The sequence below is a fragment of the Rhizobacter terrae genome (assembly GCF_003852895.1).
Taxonomy (GTDB): domain Bacteria; phylum Pseudomonadota; class Gammaproteobacteria; order Burkholderiales; family Burkholderiaceae_C; genus Albitalea; species Albitalea terrae.
Genome location: NZ_QUSW01000008.1, coordinates 12,253 through 35,453 on the forward strand (window position 1 = coordinate 12,253; position 23,201 = coordinate 35,453).

Consider the following 23,201-nt stretch of genomic DNA (forward strand, 5'->3'; position numbering starts at 1 on the left):
CACGCATCCCATGTTCACCACCATTTGCGCGCGGATCGCCAAGCTGTGCCTTCAGCTTGGCGTGACCGGGCTGGTCCTTCTCATCGTTGCGGTGGCCTACCAGGTGTTCGGCCGCTACGTCCTCAACAACACGCCCACCTGGGCTGAAAGCCTCGCGCTTTTGCTGGTGCTGTACGTGACCATGCTCGGCTGCGCGGTGGGTGTGCGCGACGCCGGGCACATCGGCATGGAACTGCTGGGCGACCTCGTGCCCCAGAGCTGGCAGAAGCCGGTCTCGCTGCTCATCCATTCGCTCACGCTGCTGTTCGGCGTGCTCATGGCCTGGAACTGCGCGCAGATGTTCGAGTCGGTGCGCAGCTACATGATTCCCACGCTGCACATCTCCGAGTCCTTCCGCTACGTGCCTCTCGTGCTTGCCGGTTGCCTCATCGTGCTGTTTTCCATTGAACACATCGTCGCCATCGTGCGCGGTCAAGAGGTGAAGCCGGCATGGCACTGACGATTCTCTGCATCACGTTCTTCGGCTTGCTGATCCTTGGCGTGCCGGTAGCGTTCTCCATCGGACTGTCCGCGCTCGCGACCATCCTGTACGAAGGCCTGCCCATGGCGGTCATCTTCCAGCAGATGACCTCGGGCATGAACGTGTTCTCCTTCCTCGCGATTCCCTTCTTCATCTTCGCGGGCGAGCTCATGCTCTACGGCGGCATCGCCGACAAGATCGTGGACTTCGCCAAGGCGGTGGTGGGCCACATCCGCGGTGGCCTGGGCATGAGCAACGTGGTGGCCTGCACGCTGTTCGGCGGCGTGTCGGGCTCGCCCGTGGCCGACGTCTCCGCCATGGGTGCGGTGATGATCCCGATGATGAAGAAGGAGGGCTACCACGCCGACTACGCCGTCAACGTGACGACCCATGCGGCCTTGGTGGGCGCCCTCATGCCCACCAGCCACAACATGATCATCTACACGCTGGCGGCCGGCGGGAAGGTGTCGATCGCCAAGCTCATCCTGGCCGGATTGATCCCCGCGCTGGTGCTCACCATCTGCAACCTGGCGGCAGCCTATCTCGTCGCGGTGAAGCGCGGCTACCCCGCCGGCAAGTTCCCGGGCTGGTCCATCGTGGCGCGCACCTTCGCGGCGTCGCTGCCGGGCCTGTTCGTGGTGATCCTCATCCTCGGCGGCATCCTCTCGGGCGTGTTCACCGCGACGGAGTCCGCCGCCGTGGCCGTGATCTACGCGCTGCTGCTGAGCGCCGTGGTCTACCGGACGCTGAAGTGGGAGCAGTTCCTCAAGGCTGCGAGCAAGGCGGTGAAGACCACCGGCGTGGTGCTGCTGCTGATCGGCATCTCGGCGGCCTTCGGCTACATCATCGCCCTGTACGAAGTGCCCGACCTCACCGGCAAGGCGCTGGCGCAGGTGTCGAGCAGCCCCTGGGTGATCTTCCTGCTGGTCAACGTGATCCTGTTCCTGCTGGGCACCTTCCTGGACATGGCCGCCACCATCCTCGTGTGCACGCCGATCTTCCTGCCCATCTGCCAGGCCTACGGCATGGGCGAGATCCAGTTCGGCATGGTGATGCTCATCAACTGCGCCCTGGGGCTGAACACGCCGCCGGTGGGCACGACGCAGTTCGTGGGCTGTGCCATCGGCGGGGTATCGGTGGGTACCGTGATGAAGACGATCTGGCCGTTCTATGGCGCGCTGATCGCGGCCTTGATGCTGGTGACGTATGTGCCGGCGTTCTCGTTGTGGCTGCCGGGCCTGATCTGGAAGTGATCGCGCAGCGAAGGAGTTCATGATGAAGCGCAGAGATCTCTTGCTGGGCGTGCCCGCGCTGGCTGTGGCCCCTTGGTCGCTGGCCGCAGGCTGGCCGTCGGCCAAGCCCATCCGATACGTCGTGCCGTTCGCCCCCGGCGGCACCACCGACGTGCTGGCCCGCCTGCTGGCACCCAAGCTTCAGGCGGCAGTCGGCCAGAACTTCATCGTCGACAACCGCGCCGGTGCCGGCGGCGTGCTCGGCGCCGATGCCGTGGCCAAGTCGCCGCCCGATGGCTACACCATCCTCGGCGGCACCATCTCCACGCAGGCCATCAACCCCGCGTTGCAGGCCAAGATGCCCTACAACGCCGAGCGCGACCTCGTGCCCATCACGATGATCGGCTCCACGCCCAACGTCGTCATCGTGCCGGCCAGCAGCCCCTACAAGACCATGCAGGACCTGCTGGAAGACGCCCGCAGGAAGCCCGGCCGGCTCACGCATTCATCCGCCGGCACGGGCACCTCGCAGCACATGAGCGGCGAACTGCTCAAGCAGCTCGCCAAGGTGTTCATCGTGCACATCCCCTACCGCGGCAGCGGCCCGGCCATCCAGGACGTGATCGGCGGCCAGGTGACCATGGGCATCGACACTCTGGTGGTGGCCGCGCCGCACATCAAGTCCGGCGCGCTGCGGGCGCTGGCGGTCACCACCGCCAAGCGGGCGCGTGGCTTCGAGAGCATTCCCACCATCGCCGAGTCCGGCGTGCCGGGGTATGACGTGGCCTCGTGGCAATCGGTGCATGCGCCGGCCGGCACGCCCGCCGACATCACGCAGCAGCTCTCGGCCGAATTCGCCAAGGCCATGAAGCTGCCCGACGTGCAGGACCGCTTCGCCTTCCTGGGCCTTGAAGCCCAGCCCATGACCCCTGCCGAACTGGGCGCCTTCGAGACCAGGGAGCGCGCGAAGTGGGCCAAGGTGGTGAAGGACGGCGGCATCAAGCCCGAATGACACCCGCGGTGATCGAGGAGGAACCATGCCTGCATCCATGCCAGCACTTCTCCGCTTGCGTACAGTCTTCCTTCTTCTTCTCCTGATGCTGGGCCACGCCGTGTCGCAAGCTGCCACCTTCGTCTATGTGTCCAACGCCGACAGCCGCGAGATTTCCGTGCTGCTGCTCGACCCTGCGAAGAACGACCTGCTGCTGGTGCAGACCGTGCCGGTGACAGGGCAGGTGATGCCTCTGGCCGTGAGCCCGGACAAGAAGTTCCTCTACGCCGCGCTGCGCTCGCAGCCGTATTCGGTGGCGAGCTTCGCCATCGATGCGACGAGCGGCAAGCTCACGCCCATCGGCGTGAACCCCTTGCCCGACAGCATGGCCTACGTCGCGACGGACCGCAGCGGCAAGTTCCTCTTCGCGGCCTCCTACGGCGGGCACAAGGCCAGCGTGAGCACGATCGGTGCCGATGGCGTGGCGCAGGCCGCATCGCAGGTGCTGCCCACCGGCCAGAACGCGCATGCGGTGCTCGTCGCGCCGGACAACCGCCACGTCTTCATCACCAACCTCGGGTCCGATGTGGTGATGCAGCTTCGCTTCGACGCCGCCACCGGCAGCCTGTCGCCGGCCGGGGTCCCCACCTTCAACCAGCGCCCCAAGGCCGGGCCTCGGCACCTGGTGATGCACCCGAACGGCCGCATCGTCTACCTGCTCAACGAGCTGGATGCCTCCGTTGACGTGCTGGCCTACCACGATGCGTCCGGCACGCTGTCACCTGTGCAGACCTTGTCGACACTGCCTGCGGGCTTCGACGGCAAGCCGTGGGCCGCTGACATTCACCTCACGCCGGACGGCCGCTTCCTGTACACCTCGGAGCGCACCTCCAGCACGCTGGCCACCTTCGCGGTGGATGCGTCCACCGGCCGACTCGCCGTGCGGGCCCACACCCCGACCGAGAAGCAGCCGCGCGGCTTCAACATCGACCCGAGCGGCCGCTATCTCGTGGCGGTGGGGCAGGTGTCGCATGCCGTCACGCTGTATGCGATCGATGCCGGCACCGGCGCACTCCACCCGCTGAAGAACTACACCCTCGGCCAGAACCCGAACTGGGTGGAGATCATCAGCTTCCCTTGACCTTGATCCCGACCATGACCGACGCAGTACCCGCCGCCCGCCCGCCGCTCACCATCCGCATGCACGCGGCGGACAACGTGGCCATCGTCGCCAACGACGGCGGCCTGCCGGCCGGCACGGTGTTCCCGTCGGGCCTCGCGCTGCGCGACAAGGTGCCGCAAGGCCACAAGGTGTCGCTGGTGGACATCGCAGCCGGCCAGGCCGTGCGCCGCTACAACGTGCCCATCGGCTACGCGTTGAAAGACATCCCCGCCGGAAGCTGGGTGCACGAGCGGCTGCTGGAGATGCCCGCGGCCCGCCAGCTCACCGGTCTGCCCATCGCCGACCGTCCCGCGCCGGAGCTGCCGCCGCTCACCGGCTACACCTTCGAGGGCTACCGCAATGCCGATGGTTCGGTGGGCACGCGCAACATCCTCGCCATCACGACCACCGTGCAGTGCGTGGCCGGCGTGGTGGACTTCGCGGTCCGGCGCATCAAGGCCGAGCTGCTGCCGAAGTACTCGAACGTGGACGACGTGGTGGGGCTGGAGCACACCTACGGCTGCGGCGTGGCCATCGATGCGCCCGATGCGGTGGTGCCCATCCGCACGCTGCGCAACATCAGCCTGAACCCGAACTTCGGCGGCGAGGTGATGGTGGTGAGCCTGGGCTGCGAGAAGCTGCAGCCTGAACGCCTTCTGCCGCCTGGCACCATCGCCATCGCCGACCAGCGCGGCGAAGCGCCGGAGCTGGACGTGGTGTGCCTGCAGGACGAAGCGCACGTGGGCTTCATGTCGATGATCGATTCCATCTTCGCGCAGGCGAAGGAACACCTCGAACGGCTGAACAGGCGCCGCCGCGAAACCTGCCCGGCGGCCGACCTCGTCGTCGGCGTGCAGTGCGGCGGCAGCGATGCTTTCTCCGGCGTCACCGCCAACCCGGCGGTGGGCTACGCCACCGACCTGCTCGTGCGGGCCGGCGGCACGGTGATGTTCTCTGAAGTCACCGAAGTGCGCGATGCCATCGACCAGCTCACCTCGCGTGCCGTGAACGCCGAGGTGGCCGGGGCCATGATCCGCGAGATGGCCTGGTACGACGCCTACCTGCAGCGCGGCAGCGTGGACCGCAGCGCCAACACCACGCCGGGCAACAAGAAGGGCGGGCTGTCCAACATCGTCGAGAAGGCGATGGGCAGCATCGTGAAGTCGGGCACCGCGCCGATCTCGGGCGTGCTCGCGCCGGGCGAGAAGCTCAAGCAGAAGGGGCTGATCTACGCCGCGACCCCGGCCAGCGATTTCATCTGCGGCACCTTGCAGCTGGCCGCCGGCATGAACCTGCACGTCTTCACCACCGGACGCGGCACGCCCTACGGCCTGGCCGAGGTGCCGGTCATCAAGGTGGCCACCCGCACCGACCTGGCGCGCCGCTGGCACGACCTGATGGACCTCAACGCCGGCACCATCGCCGACGGCGAAGCCAGCATCGAGGTGGTCGGCATGCAGCTCTTCCAGATGATGTTGGACGTCGCCAGCGGCCGGCGCCGCACCTGGGCCGAGCGATGGAAGCTGCACAACGCGCTGGTGCTGTTCAACCCGGCGCCGGTGACCTGAAGGGCGTCGGGCGCCCAGGGCACCGCTCACCTCTGTGAGCTCTGTGCTCTCTGTGTCCTCTGTGTTTCATTCGGCCTGGGCGCGCTCCCCAGCGTCGAGGAGCAGGAGGCCTTCGACGCGTTCGGGCGCACGCGAAATGAACAGATTGAACACAGAGGACACAGAGGTGAGGGCGTCTTTGAGTGGGGCGCCTTGGCGGCGAAGTGCGCAATCCGACCGGATTGGCCCCAGGGTTCTTCCCGCGGACCCATCAAGTCACAGCCCCCGGGGCCGATGACTCCTTGGATCACGCACACCTGGACCCGAGGTCGCCAAGAAGATGTACGAGCAACCTTTGAGTTCTGCCCCGCAGGACCCGACGGCAGCGCCCGCCGACGATGCCGTGCGGCTGGCCTCTGCCGTGCACCGGGACATGCTGTCGTTTGCGCTGCGGTCGGCGGCCAAGACCATTCCCATGCTGATGATGGCCGGCTGGTTCGTCGCCTGGGTGGGGATGCGCGCTGGAGCCACGACGGCCGCCATCGCCATCGCGCTGATGACCACCGTCACTGCGGTGTGGCGCTTCATCCTCGTGAGGCGCTACCGCGATGCTGAACTGTCGCCAGCCACCACCTGCCACGTCGAAGTGCAGATGCGCACCAACGCCTTCCTGGCCGGCCTGACCTGGGCGCTGTCCACCATCGCCTTCTATCCGCTGCTGGACACGCGGGCCTCGGCCATGCACCTGGCCATCCTCATCGGCTCGGCCGCGCTGTCGGTGCAGACGATGACGCTGATCCGCTGGTCGTACCCGCTGCTGGTGGTGCCCACCATCGGTTCGCTGGCCTACGTGTCCTTGTTCGTCGAGTCCACGCGCTCCATTCCGCTGGCCCTGCTGGCGGTGATCTACGTGGCCACGCTGCTCAAGACGGGAGCCCAGTACCGCGAGACCACCGAGCGTGCCATCGAGCATGGCCTGGCGGTGGACGAGGCCAACCTGCAGTTGCAGAAGGCCAAGGAAGATGCGGAAGCCGGCACGGTCGCGAAGTCGCAGTTCCTGGCCACCATGAGCCATGAGATCCGCACGCCGATGAATGGCGTGCTGGGTTCGCTCGAACTGCTGCGCCGTTCGCAGCTCAGCGAGGAGCAGCGCCGGCTGGTGCGCACCGCGGCGGCATCGGGCGAGTCGCTCATGTCCATCCTCAACGACGTGCTGGACCATTCGAAGATCGAGGCGGGCAAGCTCTCGCTGAAGTCGGATCCGCTGAGCGTGATGAACCTGGCCACCTCGGTCATCGGACTGTTCCGCGCGAATGCGGAAGACAAGGGCCTGGCGCTGAAGCTGAACCTGGACCCGCAGGTGCCCGACTGGGTGATCGGCGACGGTCCGCGCATCAAGCAGGTGCTGCTGAACCTGGTGAGCAATGCCGTCAAGTTCACCAAGCGCGGCAGCGTGAAGCTGAACATCCGCCAGGTGGGCGACGACCTCGTGCAGTTCGAGGTGGAGGACACCGGTGCCGGCATCTCGGCGGAGGCCGCCGCCCAGCTCTTCACGCCGTTCACGCAGTTGCAGAACGACGCGCCCACCTCGCGCCGCGGCACGGGCCTGGGGCTGGCCATCTCGCAGCGCATCGTCGAGGCGATGGGCGGGCACATCGACATCGAGAGCACCCTGGGCAGGGGCTCCACCTTCCGCTTCACGGTGACGCTGACGGAGCTCGTGGGCGAAGCCCCGCGCCAGGCGCCCGACACCACCACCGGTGCGCTCGACCTGTCCGCGCCGCTGGCCGGCGTGGTGCTGCTGGTGGAGGACGATGCGGTCAACCGCCTCATCGCGCGCACCCACCTCGAAGCCCTGGGCATGGAGGTGATCGAGGCGACCGACGGCGAGCAGGCGCTGCAGGCCGCGCACGCCCACAGCGTGGACCTGGTGCTGATGGACTGCCACATGCCCAAGGTCGATGGCTACACCGCCACGCGGCTGTGGCGCGAGCGCGAGAGCCAGCTCGGGCTGCCGCGCACGCCCATCATCGCGCTGACGGCGAATGCCTTCGACGACGACATCCGCCACACCCGCGAGGCGGGCATGGATGCCCACCTGGCCAAGCCCTACACGCGCAAGCAGATCAAGGAAAAGGTCGAAGCCTGGCTGTGATGTTCACAGCGCACGGCGCACGGTGAGAAGCCGCTCGCCGGGCGCGTCGTGCCAGATGCTGAAGCCTTCGTCGAGGTAGAGGTCCAGGGGCCCGAAGTGTGCATCGGCCTCGGACTTGGTTTCTCGCCGCGGATAGGCCTGCACCGTGTGCAGGCCCTGCGCCTTGAGCTGGTCGCACGCCGCGCGCAGCAACTGCCTGGCCACGCCTTGTCCGCGCCAGCGCTTGGCGACGACGAAACAGCCGATGGCGGCCACGCCGGCCTCGTCCGCACCGGGCTTGTCCTTCATTGCCGGCAAGCATCGGCTCGGGCCAGCGTGCACCCAGCCGATGACCTGTCCGCCGGCATAGGCCAGCATGCCGTTCATCTCGCGCTGCTCGATGAGCGGGATGACCGCGCGGCGGTTTTCCTCGCCCGTCCATTGCGACCACGGCTTGCTGGCCGTGTCCGCATGCAGGAAGTGGCAGTAGCAATCCTGCCAGTCAGGGTTGTCGGCGAAGGCCACGTGATCGAAGTAGTGCAGCCAGTCGCCCAGGCGGTCCGCAGACAGCGGATGGATCTCGATCGTGTCCATGGCCTCGTCCTCCGGAAGGTCAGCACTCCACGATGTTCACCGCGAGTCCGCCGCGCGCCGTTTCCTTGTACTTGGTCATCATGTCCGCGCCGGTCTCGCGCATGGTCTTGATGACCTTGTCCAGGCTCACGTGGTGGGTGCCGTCGCCGCGCAACGCCATGCGTGCGGCGTTGATGGCCTTCACCGAGGCGATGGCGTTGCGCTCGATGCAGGGGATCTGCACCAGCCCGCCCACCGGGTCGCAGGTGAGGCCCAGGTGGTGTTCCATGCCGATCTCCGCGGCGTTTTCGACTTGCTCGGGCGTGCCGCCCATGACCGCGCACAGGGCACCCGCAGCCATCGAGCAGGCCACGCCCACTTCGCCCTGGCAGCCCACCTCGGCGCCGCTGATGCTGGCGTTTTCCTTGTAGAGGATGCCGATGGCCGCGGCCGTGAGCAGGAAGTCGATCACGCTGGCCTGCGTGGCCTGCGGCACGAAGCGGGTGTAGTAGTGCAGCACCGCGGGCACGATGCCGGCCGCCCCGTTGGTGGGCGCGGTGACCACGCGGCCGCCGGCGGCGTTCTCCTCGTTCACCGCGAGTGCGTAGAGGTTCACCCAGTCCAGCACCTGCAAGGGGTCGCGCAGCGCGGCCTCGGGGTTGCCGCACAGCTGGCGGTGCAGGTCGGCCGCGCGGCGGCGCACCTTGAAGCCGCCGGGCAGCACGCCGTCGGTCTTCAGCCCGCGCTCGACGCAGGCCTGCATCACCGACCAGATCTTCAGCAGGCCTGCATCGATCTCATCATCCGTGCGCCAATGCCGCTCGTTGCGGCGCATCACCTGCGCGATGCTGAGGTTCTCGCGGCGGGTGACGGCCAGCAGTTCCTCTCCGCTGTGGAAGGGCAGGGGCAGCACGGTGGTGTCCGGCGCGATCTGCTTCTGGCGCGTGCCATCGGCGGCCACCTCGTCGCTCACCACGAAGCCGCCGCCCACCGAGTAGTAGGTGCGGGAGGCCAGCTCCCTGCCGCCGGCATCGGAGGCGATGAAGCGCATGCCGTTCGCATGGAAGGGCAGGCTTTCCTTGCGGTGGAAGACGAGGTCGGCCTTCTCGTCGAAGCCGATCTCCTTCGTGCTGCCAAGCATCACGCGGTGATCGTGGCGGATGGCGTGCAGCAGCGTGGGAATCGCGTCCACGTCCACCGTGTCGGGCTCGTGGCCGGCCAGGCCCAGCAGCACGGCCTTGTCGCTGCCGTGGCCCTTGCCGGTGGCGCCCAGCGAGCCGTACAGCTCGGACACGACGCGCGCGGTCTTGTCGAGCAAGCCGTCGTGCTGCAGCCGCAGCGTGAACAGGCGGGCTGCACGCATGGGCCCCACGGTGTGCGAGCTGCTCGGCCCGATGCCGATCTTGAAGAGGTCGAAAACGGAAACTGCCATGTCAGGCCCGCAAAGGTTCGTGGTCGTCGAGGCGGAACCGCCGGGTGTGCCAGCGGAAGGCGAGGGTGGAGTGGGGCCAAAGTGTGGAGATGCGCCGGTCGCCCACGCGGTACCAGCTGGTGCAGCCGCCAGTCACCCAGATCGTGCGCTGCAGGCGCTGCTGGAGCTGTGCGTTGTAGGCCTCGCTCACCTCGGCGCGCGTGTCCACGGCAGCGAGGTGCGCTTGCGCCATGCGGTCCAGCGCATCGAGCACGTAGCGGATCTGCGACTCGATCATGTAGACCATGGAGTTGTGGCCCAGTGTCGTGTTGGGCCCCACCAGCATGAAGAAGTTGGGAAAGCCCGGCACCGTGGTGCCGAGGTAGGCCTGGGCACCGTCGCGCCACGCTTCGTTCAGCTCCTGCCCTTGCCGTCCGCGGATTGGGAAGGGCGCGAGCGCCGTGGCCGCCTGGAAGCCGGTGGCCAGCACCAGCACGTCCAGCGGGTGGTGTTCGCCGTCGGTGGTCACCACGCCGTCGCTCACCACCTTCTCGATGGACGAGGTCACCAGCTTCGCATTGCGCCGCTGGATCGCCGGGTAGAAGTCGCTGGCGATGAGGATGCGCTTGCAACCCATGCGGTAATTGGGCGTCAGCGCCTCGCGCAAGGCGGGGTCGTGCACCTGCCGCTCCATGAACTTGCGCGCCTGTGATTCCGAAGCCTTGAGCAGGCCCGTCCAGCGGATGAAGGCGGGCGCCCGCACCTCATGAATGGCATAGACCACCCCACGCGCCAGCCTCTGCATGCCAGGCACGTTGGCATACAGCCAGCGCCGCCAGCCGGGGCGCACGCGGTCATGCTTGGGAAGAATCCAGGGCGGCGTGCGCTGGAACAGCACCACCTGCGCGGCACGGTCCACCAGCTTGGGCACGATCTGGATGGCACTGGCGCCCGTGCCCACGATGCCCACCCGGCGCTCGCCGAGGTTGACCTCGCCTTGCCAGCGCGCGGTGTGCATCACCGGTCCCTGGAAGTCGGCGAGGCCGGGAATGTCAGGCATCACCGGCCGGCTCAGCGCGCCGGTGGCGCTGACGATCACGCGGGCCGTCCAGCGCATCTCCTGCCCGCCGCGCTGCTGCGCCGTCACGGTCCAGTGCTGCGTGGCAGCATCCCAGTCCAGCGACAGCACCTTGGTGCGCAGCTTGAGGTGCGGCTCCAGCTCGAAGTCCGCCACGCAGTCGTTCAGGTACTGCTCGATCTCTTCCTGGCCGGGATAGCTGCGCGACCAGTCCGGCGTAGGCGCGAAGCTGAACGAGTACAGCAGCGAGGGGATGTCGCAGGCCGCGCCCGGGTAGCGGTTGGCATGCCAGGTGCCGCCCACGCCCACTTCCTGCTCGATGATGATGAAGTCGTGCCGGCCTTCCTGCTTGAGCCGCATGCCCATGCCCAGCCCGCCGAAGCCCGCGCCGATGATCACGACATCGTGGTGCCCGTTGATGGGGGTCGGTGTCGTCATCGGCGCGGATCCTTTTGCTTCAGTGATCGTAGGCGGACAGGGGAACGCAGCTGCAGAAGAGGTTGCGGTCGCCGTAGACGTTGTCCACGCGGCCCACCGGCGACCAGTACTTCTGCAGTCGCAGCGATTTCAACGGATACGCCGCGTCCTCACGAGAGTAGGGGTGTGTCCAGTCGCCCTTGAGCAAGGCCTCGGTCGTGTGCGGCGCGGCCTTCAGCGGGTTGTCCTCGCGCGGCCAGGTGCCGGACTCGACCTTGCGGATCTCGTCGCGGATGGCAATCATGGCCTCGCAGAAACGGTCCAGCTCCTTCAGCGGCTCGCTCTCGGTGGGCTCCACCATCAGCGTGCCGGCCACCGGAAAGCTCAGCGTGGGCGCGTGGAAGCCGTAGTCGATGAGGCGCTTGGCCACGTCTTCAGCGGTGACGCCGGAGCTGTCCTTCAGCGGGCGCAGGTCCAGGATGCATTCGTGCGCCACGCCGCCGCCCTTGACCTCGGGGTTGTTGCCGCTGAAGTGGATGTCGAAGTGGTCGGCCAGCCGCGCCGCAATGTAGTTGGCACTGAGGATGGCAGTCTCGGTGGCCTGCTTGAGGCCGTCGGCGCCCATCATGCGCACGTACATCCAGCTGATGGGCAGCACGCCGGCATTGCCCAGCGGCGCGGCCGAGACGGCGCCGATCTGCTGCTCGGTGCCCAGGCCCGCGCTGCGGTGCGCGGGGAGGTAGGGCACGAGGTCCTGCACCACGCACACCGGGCCGACGCCGGGGCCGCCGCCGCCGTGCGGGATGCAGAAGGTCTTGTGCAGGTTGAGGTGGCTCACGTCGCCGCCGAACTCGCCCGGCGCAGCCACGCCCACCAGGGCATTCATGTTGGCGCCGTCCACGTACACCCGGCCGCCATGCTGGCGAACGATGCCGCACAGCTCCTTCACGTGCGTGTCGAAGAGGCCGTAGGTGGACGGGTAGGTGATCATCACGCAGGACAGGTTCTGGCTGTGCTGCTCGCACTTGGCCTTCAGGTCCGCGAGGTCCACGTTGCCTTCGGCGTCGCACTTCACCACCACCACCTGCAGGCCGGTCATCTGCGCGCTGGCGGGGTTGGTGCCGTGGGCGGATTCGGGAATCAGGCAGATGGTGCGGTGCGCCTCGCCACGCGCGGCGTGCCAGGCCTGGATGATGAGCAGGCCGGCATATTCACCCTGCGAGCCGGCATTGGGTTGCAGGCTGATGCCCGAGTAGCCCGTGGCCTGGCACAGCCAGCCGGTGAGCAGGCTGTCGAGTTCCTCGTAGCCCTTCAGCTGGTCGCGCGGCGCGAAGGGGTGCACGCCTGCGAACTCCGGCCAGGTGACGGGAATCATCTCGCTGGTGGCGTTGAGCTTCATCGTGCACGAGCCCAGCGGGATCATCGAGCGGTCCAGCGCGAGGTCCTTGTCCGACAGGCTGCGGATGTAGCGCAGCATCTCGGTCTCGCTGTGGTGCGCGTTGAACACCGGATGCGTGAGGAAGGCGCTGGTGCGTTCCAGCGATGCCGGCAGCAGCGTGGCCACGCCTTGCTCGAACTGCGCGAAGGACGGCAGCAACTGGCCGTTGGCGAACAGCGCCCACAGCGTGTGGATGTCGTCGCGGCTGGTGGTCTCGTCCAGCGTGATGCCCACGCTGGTGCGCGAGGCCTGGCGCAGGTTGAAGCCCTTGGCGCGTGCGGCGGCAAGGACGGCAGCCGTGTGGTCGCCGGTGGTGACTTCCAGCGTGTCGAAAGCCGATTCGTGCGGCAGCTTGCAGCCCAGCTGCTTCAGGCCCGAAGCCAGCACCGCGGTGTAGCTCGCCACGCGGCGCGCGATGCGCTTGAGCCCTTCGGGCCCGTGGTACACGGCGTACATGCTGGCGATGACGGCCGGCAGCACCTGCGCCGTGCAGATGTTGGAGGTGGCCTTCTCGCGGCGGATGTGCTGCTCGCGCGTCTGCAGCGCGAGTCGGTAAGCGGGGTTGCCGTGCGCATCCACGCTCACGCCCACGATGCGGCCGGGCAGCGAGCGCTTGAACTCGTCCTTGCAGGCCATGTAGGCGGCGTGCGGGCCGCCGTTGCACATGGGCATGCCGAATCGCTGCGTGGTGCCCACCGCGATGTCGGCGCCCAGTTCACCCGGCGAGGTGATCAGCGTGAGGGCCAGCAGGTCGGCCGCGACGATGGCCAGGCCGCCCGCTGCGTGCACCGCGTCGATCACCGGCTTCAGGTCGCGCACTGCGCCGTTCACGCCGGGGTATTGCAGCAGCGCGGCGAAGGCGCCTGCACCGGCCGCATCGCCCACCGGACCCGTCACCACCGTGATGCCCAGCGGCCTGGCGCGCGTGCGCACCACTTCCAGCGTCTGGGGCAGCACGTCGTCGGCCACGAAGAAGGTGGTGGACTTGCTCTTGCCCACGCGCGCGGCCAGCGTCATCGCTTCGGCGGCGGAGGTGGCCTCGTCGAGCATCGAGGCGTTCGCCATCGCCAGGCCGGTGAGGTCGGTCACCATGGTCTGGAAGTTCACCAGCGCTTCCATGCGGCCTTGCGAGATCTCGGCCTGGTAGGGTGTGTAGGCGGTGTACCAGGCGGGGTTCTCGAGGATGTTGCGCAGGATGACCCCGGGCGTGAGCGTGCCGTGGTAGCCCTGGCCGATGAAGCTCTTGAGCACCTGGTTCTTGCCTGCAATGGCCTTGAGCTCGGCCAGCGCCTGCGCCTCGGTCAGCGGCGCGGGCAGGTCCATCGGATTGCCGCGTGCGATGTTGGCCGGCACCACCGCATCGATCAGCGCCTGCCGCGAGGCCAGGCCGATCACCGACAGCATGCGCCGTTCGTCTTCGGGCTCGATGCCGATGTGGCGCGCGACGAATTCGCTCGCGTTCTCAAGCGCGGCAAGGGGGAGGGCGGTGGTCGAGGGCATGGGACTTCCAGGGTCTAACGAAACAAGAGAGGGATTTCTTCCGTGGGCAAACGCCTCGTTCGGGCTGCGACCCGAACGAGCAGGGGGGGCCGGCCGGAACGGGCGTCGAACGCGATCAGCTGTTCTTCACCAGCACGTCATAAGCCGGCCCGTCCATGAGCTGCTCGAACTCGGCCATGTTCGACACGTGCACCTTGAAGAACCAGCCGTTGCCCAGCGGATCGCTGTTGGCCAGCGACGGGTCGGCGCGCAGCGCTTCGTTGACTTCCACGATCTCGCCGCTCACCGGCATGTAGAGGTCGGCCGCGGCCTTCACCGACTCGACGACGCCGGCCACTTCGCCCTTCTTGAAGGTGCGGCCCACTTCGGGCAGGTCGACGAAGACCACGTCGCCCAGCGCGTCCTGCGCATGCAGCGTGATGCCGACGGTCGCGGCCTCGTGGTCCTCGATGTTGATCCACTCATGGTCCGGCGTGTACATGGTCGTCATGGGCGTGTGCTCCTGTGGTGGCGTTGGGCTGGCGAAAGATGCAAGAAGGGTGCGGATCACCCGCGGAAATAGCGGTGCGGCGAGAAGGGCATGGGCGCGACGCGCATGGGCTGTCGCTTGCCGCGGACTTCGGCGTAGACCTCGTGGCTGGGCAGCGCGTGGTTGGCGGCCAGGTAGGCCATGGCGATGGGCTGGTTCACCGTGGGCGCCAGCGTGCCGCTGGTGACGTGGCCCAGCGTGTGGCCGTGCGCATCGACCAGCTTGGCGCCTTCGCGCACCGGCACGCGCTCCAGGCCCAGCAGGCCCACGCGCTTGCTGACGGCGCCGGTGGCGAGCTGCGATTCGATGACGCTCGCGCCCGGGTAGCCACCGGCCCGCGCGCCACCCGGGCGGCGCACCTTCTGGATGGCCCAGGTGAGTGCTGCCTCGACCGGCGTGGTGGTGGTGTTGATGTCATGCCCGTACAGGCACAGGCCCGCCTCCAGGCGCAGCGTGTCGCGCGCACCCAGGCCGGCGGGTTTGACCTCGGGCTGGTCGAGCAGCGCGCGGGCCAGTTCCACGGAGCGGTCGGCCGGCACGGAAATCTCGAAGCCGTCTTCGCCGGTGTAGCCCGAACGGGTGAGGAAGCAGTCGATGCCGGCCAGCGTGAAGTTCGCGCCGGTCATGAAGGTCAGCTTGGCAACGCCGTCGTTCAGCCGCGACAGGGCGGTCACGGCCTTGGGGCCTTGCAGCGCCAGCAGGGCGCGGTCGGGCAGGGGGATGATGGTGCAGCGGTGCCCGATGTGGGTCATCAGGTGCCTGGTGTCGGCGTCCTTGCAGGCGGCGTTCACGACCACGAACAGGTCGTTCTCGCGCCGGGTGATCATCAGGTCGTCGAGGATGCCGCCGTTGGCATTGGTGAAGAGGGCGTAGCGCTGCTTGCCGGGCGCGAGGTCCACCACGTCCACGGGCACCAGGCTTTCCAGGGCGCGGGCGGCGTCGTCGCCGGTGATGCGCAGCTGGCCCATGTGCGAGACGTCGAAGAGTGCCGCCGACTCCCGGCACTGCCTGTGTTCGGCAATGATGCCGCCTGGGTAGTTGACCGGCATGTCGTAGCCGGCGAAGGGCACCATCTTGGCGCCAAGCTCCACATGCAGGGCATGCAGCGGGGTCTTCAGAAGTGAGGGTGCGGACATGTCTCTCTCCGAGGGCATTCTGGGACCAACGCACTCAGCATACGTTGGGATGCCCTCGCTGTCCGCTTTACCTGAGAGATTGACGGCTGCCGGATGACGGCGCGGCCGCTTGCCCCTTCGGTGGACCCGCTCGATGACGGGCCTCTCTCCAGTGAGGAACGGCTTGTTTCATTCACAAGCCGCCTTGTCAGTCCTTTTGCCTGAGCGTTCGGGCGGGTGGGCCCTGCGCCTTCGGCGGCTTCATTTGAAGCTCTCTCCTGAACACAGCCCGCGAGTGTAGCGGAAGGATTCCCGCTTCGGCCCATCCCTCGACCAAGGGGCTCGGACTTGGTGAGAACCCTGTCCGCATTTGCCCGCGGCGACATCAAAATTCCCATGTCGCGATTGTTGGAGAGGCGTGAATGGCTACTTCCAAGAACAATGCAGGCGACGTTGGGGCATTTGAATTCGAACTGACGGACTTCGATACCGCACGGCAGGCACTTGAAGAACTGCCGGCGGGCATTGCTGAAGTCCAGCGCCTGAAACCCGGCTACTGGGAGGCGCGCCGCCGTGCGGCGGAACCGACGGACCGGGCCTTGTCCGGCGTGGCGCTGGACTGGCTGTCCAAGCTGCCATCGACGGTGCGGCCGTCGCGACTGGCCGAGCGCTTTCCGCGCGTGGCCAACCAGATCGCGCTGAACTGGGCAAGCGGCATGCGCTGTGCGGAAACCTTCGACGACCTGCTGGTGGACCACCGTGGCGGGCGCCACGGGTTTCCGTATGACGTCGAGGTCGAACTGCGCGGGCTGAAGGAGTACCGGCAGGTCCTGCGCTGACTACATCCCGCTGTAGTTCGGCCCGCCGCCGCCCTCGGGCGTGACCCAGACGATGTTCTGCGTCGGATCCTTGATGTCGCAGGTCTTGCAGTGCACGCAGTTCTGCGCGTTGATCTGCAGGCGGTCGCCCGAGCCGTCGTTGACGAACTCATACACGCCGGCCGGGCAGTAGCGGCTCTCGGGGCCTGCGTACTTGGCGAGGTTGACGTTCACCGGCACGCTCGCGTCCTTGAGCGTGAGGTGAGCCGGCTGGTTCTCTTCGTGGTTGGTGTTGCTCACGAAGACGCTGCTCAGGCGGTCGAAGGTGAGCTTGCCGTCCGGCTTGGGGTAGTCGATCTTCTTGCACTGTGACGCGGGCAGCAGCCGCGCGTTGTCGGGCGTGTCGCGGTGCAGCGTCCACGGCGGGTTCTTGATGCCCAGCTTGGGCAGCAGCCACTGCTCGATGCCGAACATCAGCGAGCCGATGGTGAAGCCCTTCTTGAACCACGGCTTGAAGTTGCGGGTGGACTGCAGCTCCTCGTTGAGCCAGCTCTTCTCGAACGCCTCGGGGTAGGCCGAGAGCTCATCGTGCTGGCGCCCGCTGGTCACCGCGCCGAAGGCGGCCTCCGCCGCCAGCATGCCGGACTTGATCGCCGCATGGCTGCCCTTGATGCGTGCCGCGTTCATGTAGCCCGCGTCGCAGCCCACCAGCGCACCGCCGGGGAACACCGTCTTGGGCAGGCACTGCGGGCTGCCGTTGTTGATGGCACGCGCGCCGTAGCTCAGGCGCTTGCCGCCTTCCAGGTGCTGGCGGATCGCAGGGTGCGTCTTCCAGCGCTGCATTTCCTCGAAGGGGCTGAGGTAGGGGTTCTGGTAGTCCAGGCCCACCACCAGGCCGAGGGTCACCTTGTTGTCTTCGAGGTGGTACAGGAAGCCGCCGCCGAAGGTGTCGTTGTCCATGGGCCAGCCGGCGGTGTGGACCACGAGGCCGGGCTTGGCCTTCTTCGGGTCGATCTCCCACAGCTCCTTGATGCCGATGGACCAGCTGGCGGGGTCGCGGCCTTCGTCGAGCTTGAACTTCTTGATGAGCTGCTTGCCCAGGTGGCCACGCGCACCCTCGGCGAAGATCGTGTACTTGGCGTGCAGCTCCATGCCGAGCTGGAAGTTCTCGGTGGGCTCGCCGTCCTTGCCGACGCCGAGGTTGCCGGTGGCCACGCCCTTGACCGAGCCATCGTCGTTGTAGAGGACTTCGGCGGCCGCGAAGCCCGGGAAGATTTCAACGCCCAGGCCTTCGGCCTGCTGCGCCAGCCAGCGCACGACGTTGCCCAGGCTGATGACGTAGTTGCCCTTGTTGTGGAAGGGCACCGGCACCAGCCAGTCGGGCGTGCGCTTGGAGCCGGTCTCGCTCAGGAAGAGGATGTCGTCGCCGGTGACGGGCTGGTTCAGCGGCGCACCGAGCTCCTTCCAGTTCGGGAACAGCTCGGTGATGGCGCGCGGGTCCATGACCGCGCCTGAGAGAATGTGCGCGCCGGGCTCCGAGCCTTTCTCGAGCACGACGACCGACACGTCCTTGCCTTGCTCGGCTGCGAGCTGCTTGATGCGGATCGCGGTGGCCAGGCCGCCGGGGCCGGCGCCGATGACCATCACGTCGTATTCCATCGACTCGCGCGGGCCGTATTGTTCAAGGATCGCTTGGGGGGTCATCGGGCTTCCTTCCAGCTTGAATTGGGCGCGATTCTACGAGGGAAGCGGCGCGAAATAGAACGACCGTTCGATTTTTTAGTGAGGGCACTCGCCGTTCGTTGCAGCGAGGCTGCGTGCTATCGTCCCTTCAACAGAATTCGAGGAGTTGTCGCATGGGTTACAGCATCGATTTGTCCGGGCGCGTGGCGCTCGTCACTGGAGCGTCCAGCGGTCTTGGAACGCAATTCGCGAAGACGCTGGCCGCTGCGGGGTGCGGCGTGGTGCTGGCGGGTCGCCGGGTCGAGCGCCTGAAGACCTTGCGCGCCGAGATCGAGGCCGGCGGTGGCACGGCGCACGTGGTCACGGTGGACGTGACGGACGTGCACAGCATCCGCGCCGCCGTGGCGCATGCCGAGACCGAGATGGGCACGCTGGACATCCTCATCAACAACTCCGGGGTGAGCACCACGCAAAAGCTCACCGACGTCAGCGAGGACGACTACGACTACGTCTTCGACACCAACACCAAGGGCGCCTTCTTCGTGGCGCAGGAAGTCGGCAAGCGCATGCTGGCGCGGGCCAAGGGGTCGGCGCCGGGCACCTTCACCGGCGGGCGCATCGTCAACATCGCCTCGATGGCGGGAATGCGTGTGCTCAGCCAGATCGGCGTGTACTGCATGAGCAAGGCGGCCGTCATCCACATGACCAAGGCCATGGCGCTTGAATGGGGGCGCTACGGCATCAATGTGAACTGCATCTGCCCCGGGTACATCGACACCGAGATCAACCACCACCACTGGCAGACCGAGCAGGGCCGCAAGCTCATCGACATGCTGCCGCGCAAGCGCATCGGCCAGCCGTCCGATCTCGATTCGACGCTGATGATGCTGGTGGCCAACGAGAGCCACTTCATCAATGGGGCGGTGATCCAGGCTGATGATGGGTTTGCCGTCTGATGAAGGCCCCCACGTCGTTCCACTCCTGCCCCCCGAGGGGGCGCTCAGCCGCCTTGGGGCGGCCCGGCGGCGTCTGATGCGCGAGCTTTCCTTGCTGGAGGCACGCGTTCTCGGCGTGCTCGTTGAAAAGGCACACACGGTTCCCGACAGCTATCCGCTGTCCCTGAATTCACTGGTCTCCGGCTGCAACCAGAAGACCGCCCGCGACCCGGTGCTCAATGCCACCGAGAGCGAGGTGCAGGTGGCGGTGGATGCGCTCAAGTCGCTGAGCCTGGCGTTCGAGTCGAGCGGCTCGCGCGTGAGCCGCTATGAGCACAACTTCGGTCGGGCGATGGGATTGCCATCGCAATCGGTCGCGTTGCTGGCGGTGCTGATGCTGCGGGGTCCGCAGACGAGTGCGGAGCTGCGGGCCAACTGCGATCGGCTGCACCGCTTCGCGGACGTGTCGTCGGTGGAAGGTTTTCTCACCGAGCTGGTCGAGCGTTCGGCAGAGAAGGGCGGGCCGCTGGTGGTGAAGCTGCCCCGTGCGCCCGGTGCGCGTGAGGCGCGCTGGGGGCACCTGCTGTGCGGTGCGGTGGAGGTGTCCGCCTCGGCGGTGTCGGCTGATTCCGAAGACTTCGTCGCGGCCAGCGAACTGGCGTCGCTCAAGTCGCGGCAGGCGGCCATGGAATCCGAGATCGGCGAACTGCGCGAACTCGTCGAGCGGCTCTACGCCGAGCTGGGCGTGAGCAAGGGCGGAGCCTGAGCGCATGCGCATCGACATCCCCGTGCAGAAGAAGTTCGTCTACCAGATGACCATGCCCATCCGCTGGGGCGACATGGATGCGATGGGGCACGTCAACAACACGATCTACTTCCGCTACCTGGAGACCATCCGCATCGAGTGGCTGAACTCGCTGGGCGGGGCGCCGGATCCGAACGGGCAGGGGCCGGTGATCGTCAATGCGTTCTGCAACTTCGTGCGGCAGCTGGAGTTCCCGGGCGACATCCTGGCCAAGCACTACGTGGCGAATCCAGGGCGCACGAGCTTCGATACCTTCATCACGCTGGAGCGGGTGGATGAGCCGGGCGTGATCTATGCGGAAGGTGGGGCGACGACGGTGTGGATCGACTTTCCGCAGCAGAAGTCGGTGCCGATTCCGGATTGGCTGCGAGAGCACCTCATCTGACTACGCGCTGAGCAGCTTCTGCACCAGCAACGGCGTCGTTGCCGCCTCGTACTTTCTCATCAGCCTGGCCCGGTACACATCCACCGTGCGCGGACTGATCCCCAGCCGCTTGCCGATCTGCTTGCTGGTCAGCCCTTCGATCAGCAGCGCCGCGATCTCCCGCTCGCGTGGCGTGAGATCGGCCTTCACCTGCCGCGTGGCCGACAAGTCCTCGAAGCTCCAGATGCCTGCCGCATGCGGCTGCTTCGGGTTCAGCGCACGCCCTGACACGTGGCACCAGAACAAGTCGCCCTTGTGCGGCCCGCCGGTGCGCTTCATCACCCGCTCGTCGGCGTAGTAGCCCTTGGCATTGAGGCTCGCCACGATGCGCGCGCCGGTCCGCTCGAACTCGTCGTGCGTTGGGTAAAGCACCTCGAAGGATTGCCCCACCAGTTGCTCGCGCGTCGCGCCGAACATGTCCAGCAGCTGCTGGTTGCAGTCCACCATGAGCCGGTTGCGGGACATGACCAGCCCGATCGGGGCGAGGTCGAAAGCCATTCGGTAGTCGAGGGGAGGCAGGGCGTTCATGGGGTTGTCCCGAGGAGGGATTAATCAATTCTACGTAACGACTACGTAATGGGTTACGTAGTACGCTTGCGGCTTCCGTGGGCCAAGGGTCCACCCCTCGAATTCAGACCATCCGGAGACGGCGTATGAACAAGGTGTATTCGAGCGCGGCCGAAGCGCTCAAGGGGCTGGTCAAGGACGGCCAGCTGATGGCGGTCGGCGGCTTCGGGCTGTGCGGCATTCCCGAGGCGCTCATCGCGGCGCTGCGCGATTCGGGGGTGAAGAACCTCACCGTCATCTCCAACAACGCGGGCGTCGACGGCTTCGGCCTCGGGCAGTTGCTGGAGACGCGCCAGATCAAGAAGATGATCTCCAGCTACGTGGGCGAGAACAAGGAGTTCGAGCGCCAGTACCTGGCCGGCGAGCTGGAGCTTGAATTCACGCCGCAGGGCACGCTGGCCGAGAAGCTGCGCGCCGGTGGTGCCGGCATCCCGGCCTTCTTCACCCGCACCGGCGTGGGCACCATGGTGGCCGAGGGCAAGGAGACGCGCGAGTTCGACGGCCATGTGTACGTCATGGAGCGTTCGCTGACGCCCGAGGTCTCGCTGGTCAAGGCCCACAAGGCCGACAAGAGCGGCAACCTCGTGTTCCGCCGCACCGCGCGCAACTTCAACCCCGCCGCGGCGATGGCCGGCAAGACCACGGTCGTGGAAGTGGAGCAGCTCGTCGAAGTCGGCGAGATCGACCCGGACGACGTGCACCTGCCCGGCATCTACGTTCATCGCATCGTCGTGAACGCGCACCCCGAGAAGCGCATCGAGAAGCGCACCACCCGTCCTGCGAACTGAGGAGACCGACATGCCCTGGACTCAAGACCAAATGGCCGCCAAGGCCGCGCAAGAACTCAAGGACGGCTACTACGTCAACCTCGGCATCGGCATTCCCACGCTGGTGGCGAACTTCGTGCCGAGCAACATCGAGGTGTGGCTGCAAAGCGAGAACGGCATGCTGGGCATCGGCCCCTTCCCGAAGGAAGACGAGGTCGATGCCGACCTCATCAACGCCGGCAAGCAGACCGTGACCACCATCCCCGGCTCCAGCATTTTCGGCTCGCACGATTCCTTCGCGATGATCCGCGGCGGCAAAATCAACCTGTCGATCCTGGGCGCGATGCAGGTGAGCGAGAAGGGCGACCTCGCCAATTGGATGATCCCCGGCAAGATGGTCAAGGGCATGGGCGGCGCCATGGACCTCGTGGCTGGCGTCGAGCGCTGCATCGTGGTGATGGAGCACGTCGCGAAGAAGAAGGACGGCACGACCGACCTGAAGATCATCCCGAAGTGCACGCTGCCGCTGACGGGCGTGGGCGTGGTCAACCGCATCATCACCGACCTGGCGGTGATGGACGTGACGCCCCAAGGCCTGAAGGTGGTGGAACTCGCGCCGGGCGTGACGCACGAGGAGCTGCAGTCCAAGACCGGCGTGCCGCTGCACTGAGCGGACGTTCGAGGGTGGCGGGTGCCTACGACGCCCGCTGCCGCGCAAGCTCCTTGCGCTTCATCGCCATGTACTCGCCTTCCTCCATCTCGTGCAACTGGCGCGGGTAGCGCTCCGTGGCGATGAACCAGTCGTGCATGCGCTTCTCGTCGCGCTGGGCGGCCGGCAGTGAAAGAGTGGCCAGGTAGGTGTCGATGGCGAGGTAGTAGCGCATGGTGTTGCGCTCCACGACGCCGCGCACGTTGTCCACGTACACCGGTTGTCCATCGGACTTCTTGCCCACCACGGTGAAGCCCACCTTGTTGCGGCCGACGGTGGCCAGGTAGCCCTGCATCGCGATGCGTGCCGTGAAGCCGTAGCCGTAGGCATATGACATGTGCACGAACGAATGCGTCGCGTCCAGTGGCGTGGCCTCGAAAAGGATGCGGTAGTTGCTCGTGCCCATCGGTCCTTCCTTGGCGCTGAGCTGCACCTTCAGGTAGTCGGGCGCCGCGGCGGCGAGCTGGTAGGCGAAGTTGGCCTGGTAGGCATCGGCGATGTCCTGGTCGCCCTTCTTGCCGACGGCCAGCGCGATGCTGCCGCTGGCGCCCTTGCCGGTGCTGTGGCAGTACTTGACGTTCAGGTGCAGGATGAGCACGTCGCACCACACCTCGACGCCCTGCAGCGCGGCTTCGAGCTTGCCGAACTCATGCTCGACCACGGCGAACACATCGCCCTTGAGGTCGCCCGAGGTCTGGGTGGACTCCAGCACCAGCGGCTGGTGGAAGGCGCTGTTGGCCAGCTGGGGCGCCATGCCGGCATGGTGGGACCGCAGCGAATCGGCCTCGGGCGAGGCGATGGCGCCTGCCGCGCCCGCGAGGCTCAGGAGCAAGGCCAGACACCGCG

The 23,201-nt window shown here is 66.9% G+C and carries 21 protein-coding genes and 2 riboswitches; of the genes, 12 read left to right on the forward strand and 9 right to left on the reverse strand.

The genetic code is table 11. The features are described from left to right. The first annotated feature begins 10 nt into the window (after positions 1-10). The 6 genes from DZC73_RS23645 (at position 11) to DZC73_RS23670 (ending at position 7,607) form a co-directional block, all read left to right on the forward strand. On the forward strand, positions 11-499 hold the full coding sequence (locus DZC73_RS23645; protein WP_124542844.1) for a TRAP transporter small permease: 489 nt from the start codon (positions 11-13) through the stop codon (positions 497-499). Continuing rightward, positions 490-1,773 carry a TRAP transporter large permease gene (locus tag DZC73_RS23650; protein WP_124542845.1) on the forward strand — a complete coding sequence of 428 codons (1,284 nt, stop codon included), beginning with the start codon at positions 490-492 and terminating at the stop codon, positions 1,771-1,773. The genes DZC73_RS23645 and DZC73_RS23650 overlap by 10 nt, the downstream gene beginning before the upstream one ends. Positions 1,774-1,795: 22 nt before the next feature. Further along, the gene (locus DZC73_RS23655; RefSeq protein WP_124542846.1) at positions 1,796-2,764 is read left to right on the forward strand and encodes a Bug family tripartite tricarboxylate transporter substrate binding protein; all 969 of its coding nucleotides are present in this window, start codon (positions 1,796-1,798) and stop codon (positions 2,762-2,764) included. Between the two features lie 37 nt (positions 2,765-2,801). Continuing rightward, positions 2,802-3,884, forward strand: coding sequence for a lactonase family protein (locus DZC73_RS23660; RefSeq protein WP_235835257.1), 1,083 nt, complete (start codon positions 2,802-2,804; stop codon positions 3,882-3,884). 14 nt (positions 3,885-3,898) lie between these two features. Continuing rightward, positions 3,899-5,473 carry a galactarate dehydratase gene (garD, locus tag DZC73_RS23665; protein WP_124542847.1) on the forward strand — a complete coding sequence of 525 codons (1,575 nt, stop codon included), beginning with the start codon at positions 3,899-3,901 and terminating at the stop codon, positions 5,471-5,473. 334 nt (positions 5,474-5,807) lie between these two features. Next, positions 5,808-7,607: an ATP-binding protein gene (locus DZC73_RS23670; RefSeq protein WP_124542848.1), complete on the forward strand. Its 1,800-nt coding sequence runs from the start codon at positions 5,808-5,810 to the stop codon at positions 7,605-7,607. A gap of 3 nt (positions 7,608-7,610) precedes the next feature. On the opposite strand, the gene DZC73_RS23675 is transcribed toward DZC73_RS23670, so the two are convergent. The 6 genes from DZC73_RS23675 to gcvT all read right to left on the reverse strand — a co-directional run bounded on the left by DZC73_RS23675 (position 7,611) and on the right by gcvT (position 15,668). Beyond that, positions 7,611-8,180: a GNAT family N-acetyltransferase gene (locus DZC73_RS23675; protein WP_124542849.1), complete on the reverse strand. Its 570-nt coding sequence runs from the start codon at positions 8,178-8,180 to the stop codon at positions 7,611-7,613. Between the two features lie 19 nt (positions 8,181-8,199). Next, positions 8,200-9,591 (reverse strand): L-serine ammonia-lyase, encoded by a 1,392-nt coding sequence (locus tag DZC73_RS23680; RefSeq protein WP_124542850.1) that lies wholly within the window; start codon positions 9,589-9,591, stop codon positions 8,200-8,202. A 1-nt stretch (position 9,592) separates the two neighbouring features. After that, complete coding sequence (locus tag DZC73_RS23685) at positions 9,593-11,086, reverse strand: flavin-containing monooxygenase (protein WP_124542851.1); 1,494 nt, start codon at positions 11,084-11,086, stop codon at positions 9,593-9,595. A gap of 19 nt (positions 11,087-11,105) precedes the next feature. After that, positions 11,106-14,003 carry an aminomethyl-transferring glycine dehydrogenase gene (gene gcvP / locus DZC73_RS23690; protein ID WP_124542852.1) on the reverse strand — a complete coding sequence of 966 codons (2,898 nt, stop codon included), beginning with the start codon at positions 14,001-14,003 and terminating at the stop codon, positions 11,106-11,108. Between the two features lie 115 nt (positions 14,004-14,118). Beyond that, positions 14,119-14,493, reverse strand: coding sequence for a glycine cleavage system protein GcvH (gcvH, locus tag DZC73_RS23695; protein WP_124542853.1), 375 nt, complete (start codon positions 14,491-14,493; stop codon positions 14,119-14,121). 56 nt (positions 14,494-14,549) lie between these two features. Then, positions 14,550-15,668: a glycine cleavage system aminomethyltransferase GcvT gene (gcvT, locus tag DZC73_RS23700; protein WP_124542854.1), complete on the reverse strand. Its 1,119-nt coding sequence runs from the start codon at positions 15,666-15,668 to the stop codon at positions 14,550-14,552. 48 nt (positions 15,669-15,716) lie between these two features. Beyond that, positions 15,717-15,830: riboswitch (glycine riboswitch) on the reverse strand. Between the two features lie 16 nt (positions 15,831-15,846). Beyond that, positions 15,847-15,938: riboswitch (glycine riboswitch) on the reverse strand. A gap of 131 nt (positions 15,939-16,069) precedes the next feature. On the opposite strand from gcvT, the gene DZC73_RS23705 reads away from it, so the two are divergent. Then, entirely contained in the window at positions 16,070-16,486 is a 417-nt protein-coding gene (locus tag DZC73_RS23705; protein ID WP_124542855.1) for a hypothetical protein, read from the forward strand. Here the strand turns inward: DZC73_RS23705 and DZC73_RS23710 are convergent, their stop codons facing one another. Then, on the reverse strand, positions 16,487-18,169 hold the full coding sequence (locus DZC73_RS23710) for an electron transfer flavoprotein-ubiquinone oxidoreductase (RefSeq protein ID WP_124542856.1): 1,683 nt from the start codon (positions 18,167-18,169) through the stop codon (positions 16,487-16,489). Between the two features lie 152 nt (positions 18,170-18,321). Between DZC73_RS23710 and DZC73_RS23715 the strand changes: the two genes are divergently transcribed. From DZC73_RS23715 to DZC73_RS23725, 3 genes are all read left to right on the forward strand, one after another. Continuing rightward, complete coding sequence (locus DZC73_RS23715) at positions 18,322-19,104, forward strand: SDR family oxidoreductase (RefSeq protein ID WP_124542857.1); 783 nt, start codon at positions 18,322-18,324, stop codon at positions 19,102-19,104. 76 nt (positions 19,105-19,180) lie between these two features. After that, entirely contained in the window at positions 19,181-19,849 is a 669-nt protein-coding gene (locus tag DZC73_RS23720; protein ID WP_124542858.1) for a YceH family protein, read from the forward strand. Positions 19,850-19,853: 4 nt separating this feature from the next. Then, positions 19,854-20,273, forward strand: coding sequence for an acyl-CoA thioesterase (locus tag DZC73_RS23725; RefSeq protein WP_124542859.1), 420 nt, complete (start codon positions 19,854-19,856; stop codon positions 20,271-20,273). On the opposite strand, the gene DZC73_RS23730 is transcribed toward DZC73_RS23725, so the two are convergent. Continuing rightward, the gene (locus tag DZC73_RS23730; protein WP_198414941.1) at positions 20,274-20,840 is read right to left on the reverse strand and encodes a PAS and helix-turn-helix domain-containing protein; all 567 of its coding nucleotides are present in this window, start codon (positions 20,838-20,840) and stop codon (positions 20,274-20,276) included. Between the two features lie 125 nt (positions 20,841-20,965). Here DZC73_RS23730 and DZC73_RS23735 point away from each other — a divergent pair, with 125 nt between their 5' ends. Together DZC73_RS23735 and DZC73_RS23740 are read left to right on the forward strand one after the other, a co-directional pair. Beyond that, positions 20,966-21,667: a CoA transferase subunit A gene (locus tag DZC73_RS23735; RefSeq protein ID WP_124542860.1), complete on the forward strand. Its 702-nt coding sequence runs from the start codon at positions 20,966-20,968 to the stop codon at positions 21,665-21,667. A gap of 10 nt (positions 21,668-21,677) precedes the next feature. Continuing rightward, a complete protein-coding gene (locus tag DZC73_RS23740) occupies positions 21,678-22,316 on the forward strand; it encodes a CoA transferase subunit B (RefSeq protein WP_124542861.1) in 639 nt (212 codons plus the stop codon). 25 nt (positions 22,317-22,341) lie between these two features. Here the strand turns inward: DZC73_RS23740 and DZC73_RS23745 are convergent, their stop codons facing one another. Next, positions 22,342-23,187, reverse strand: coding sequence for a hypothetical protein (locus tag DZC73_RS23745; RefSeq protein WP_198414943.1), 846 nt, complete (start codon positions 23,185-23,187; stop codon positions 22,342-22,344). Between the last annotated feature and the right edge of the window lie 14 nt (positions 23,188-23,201).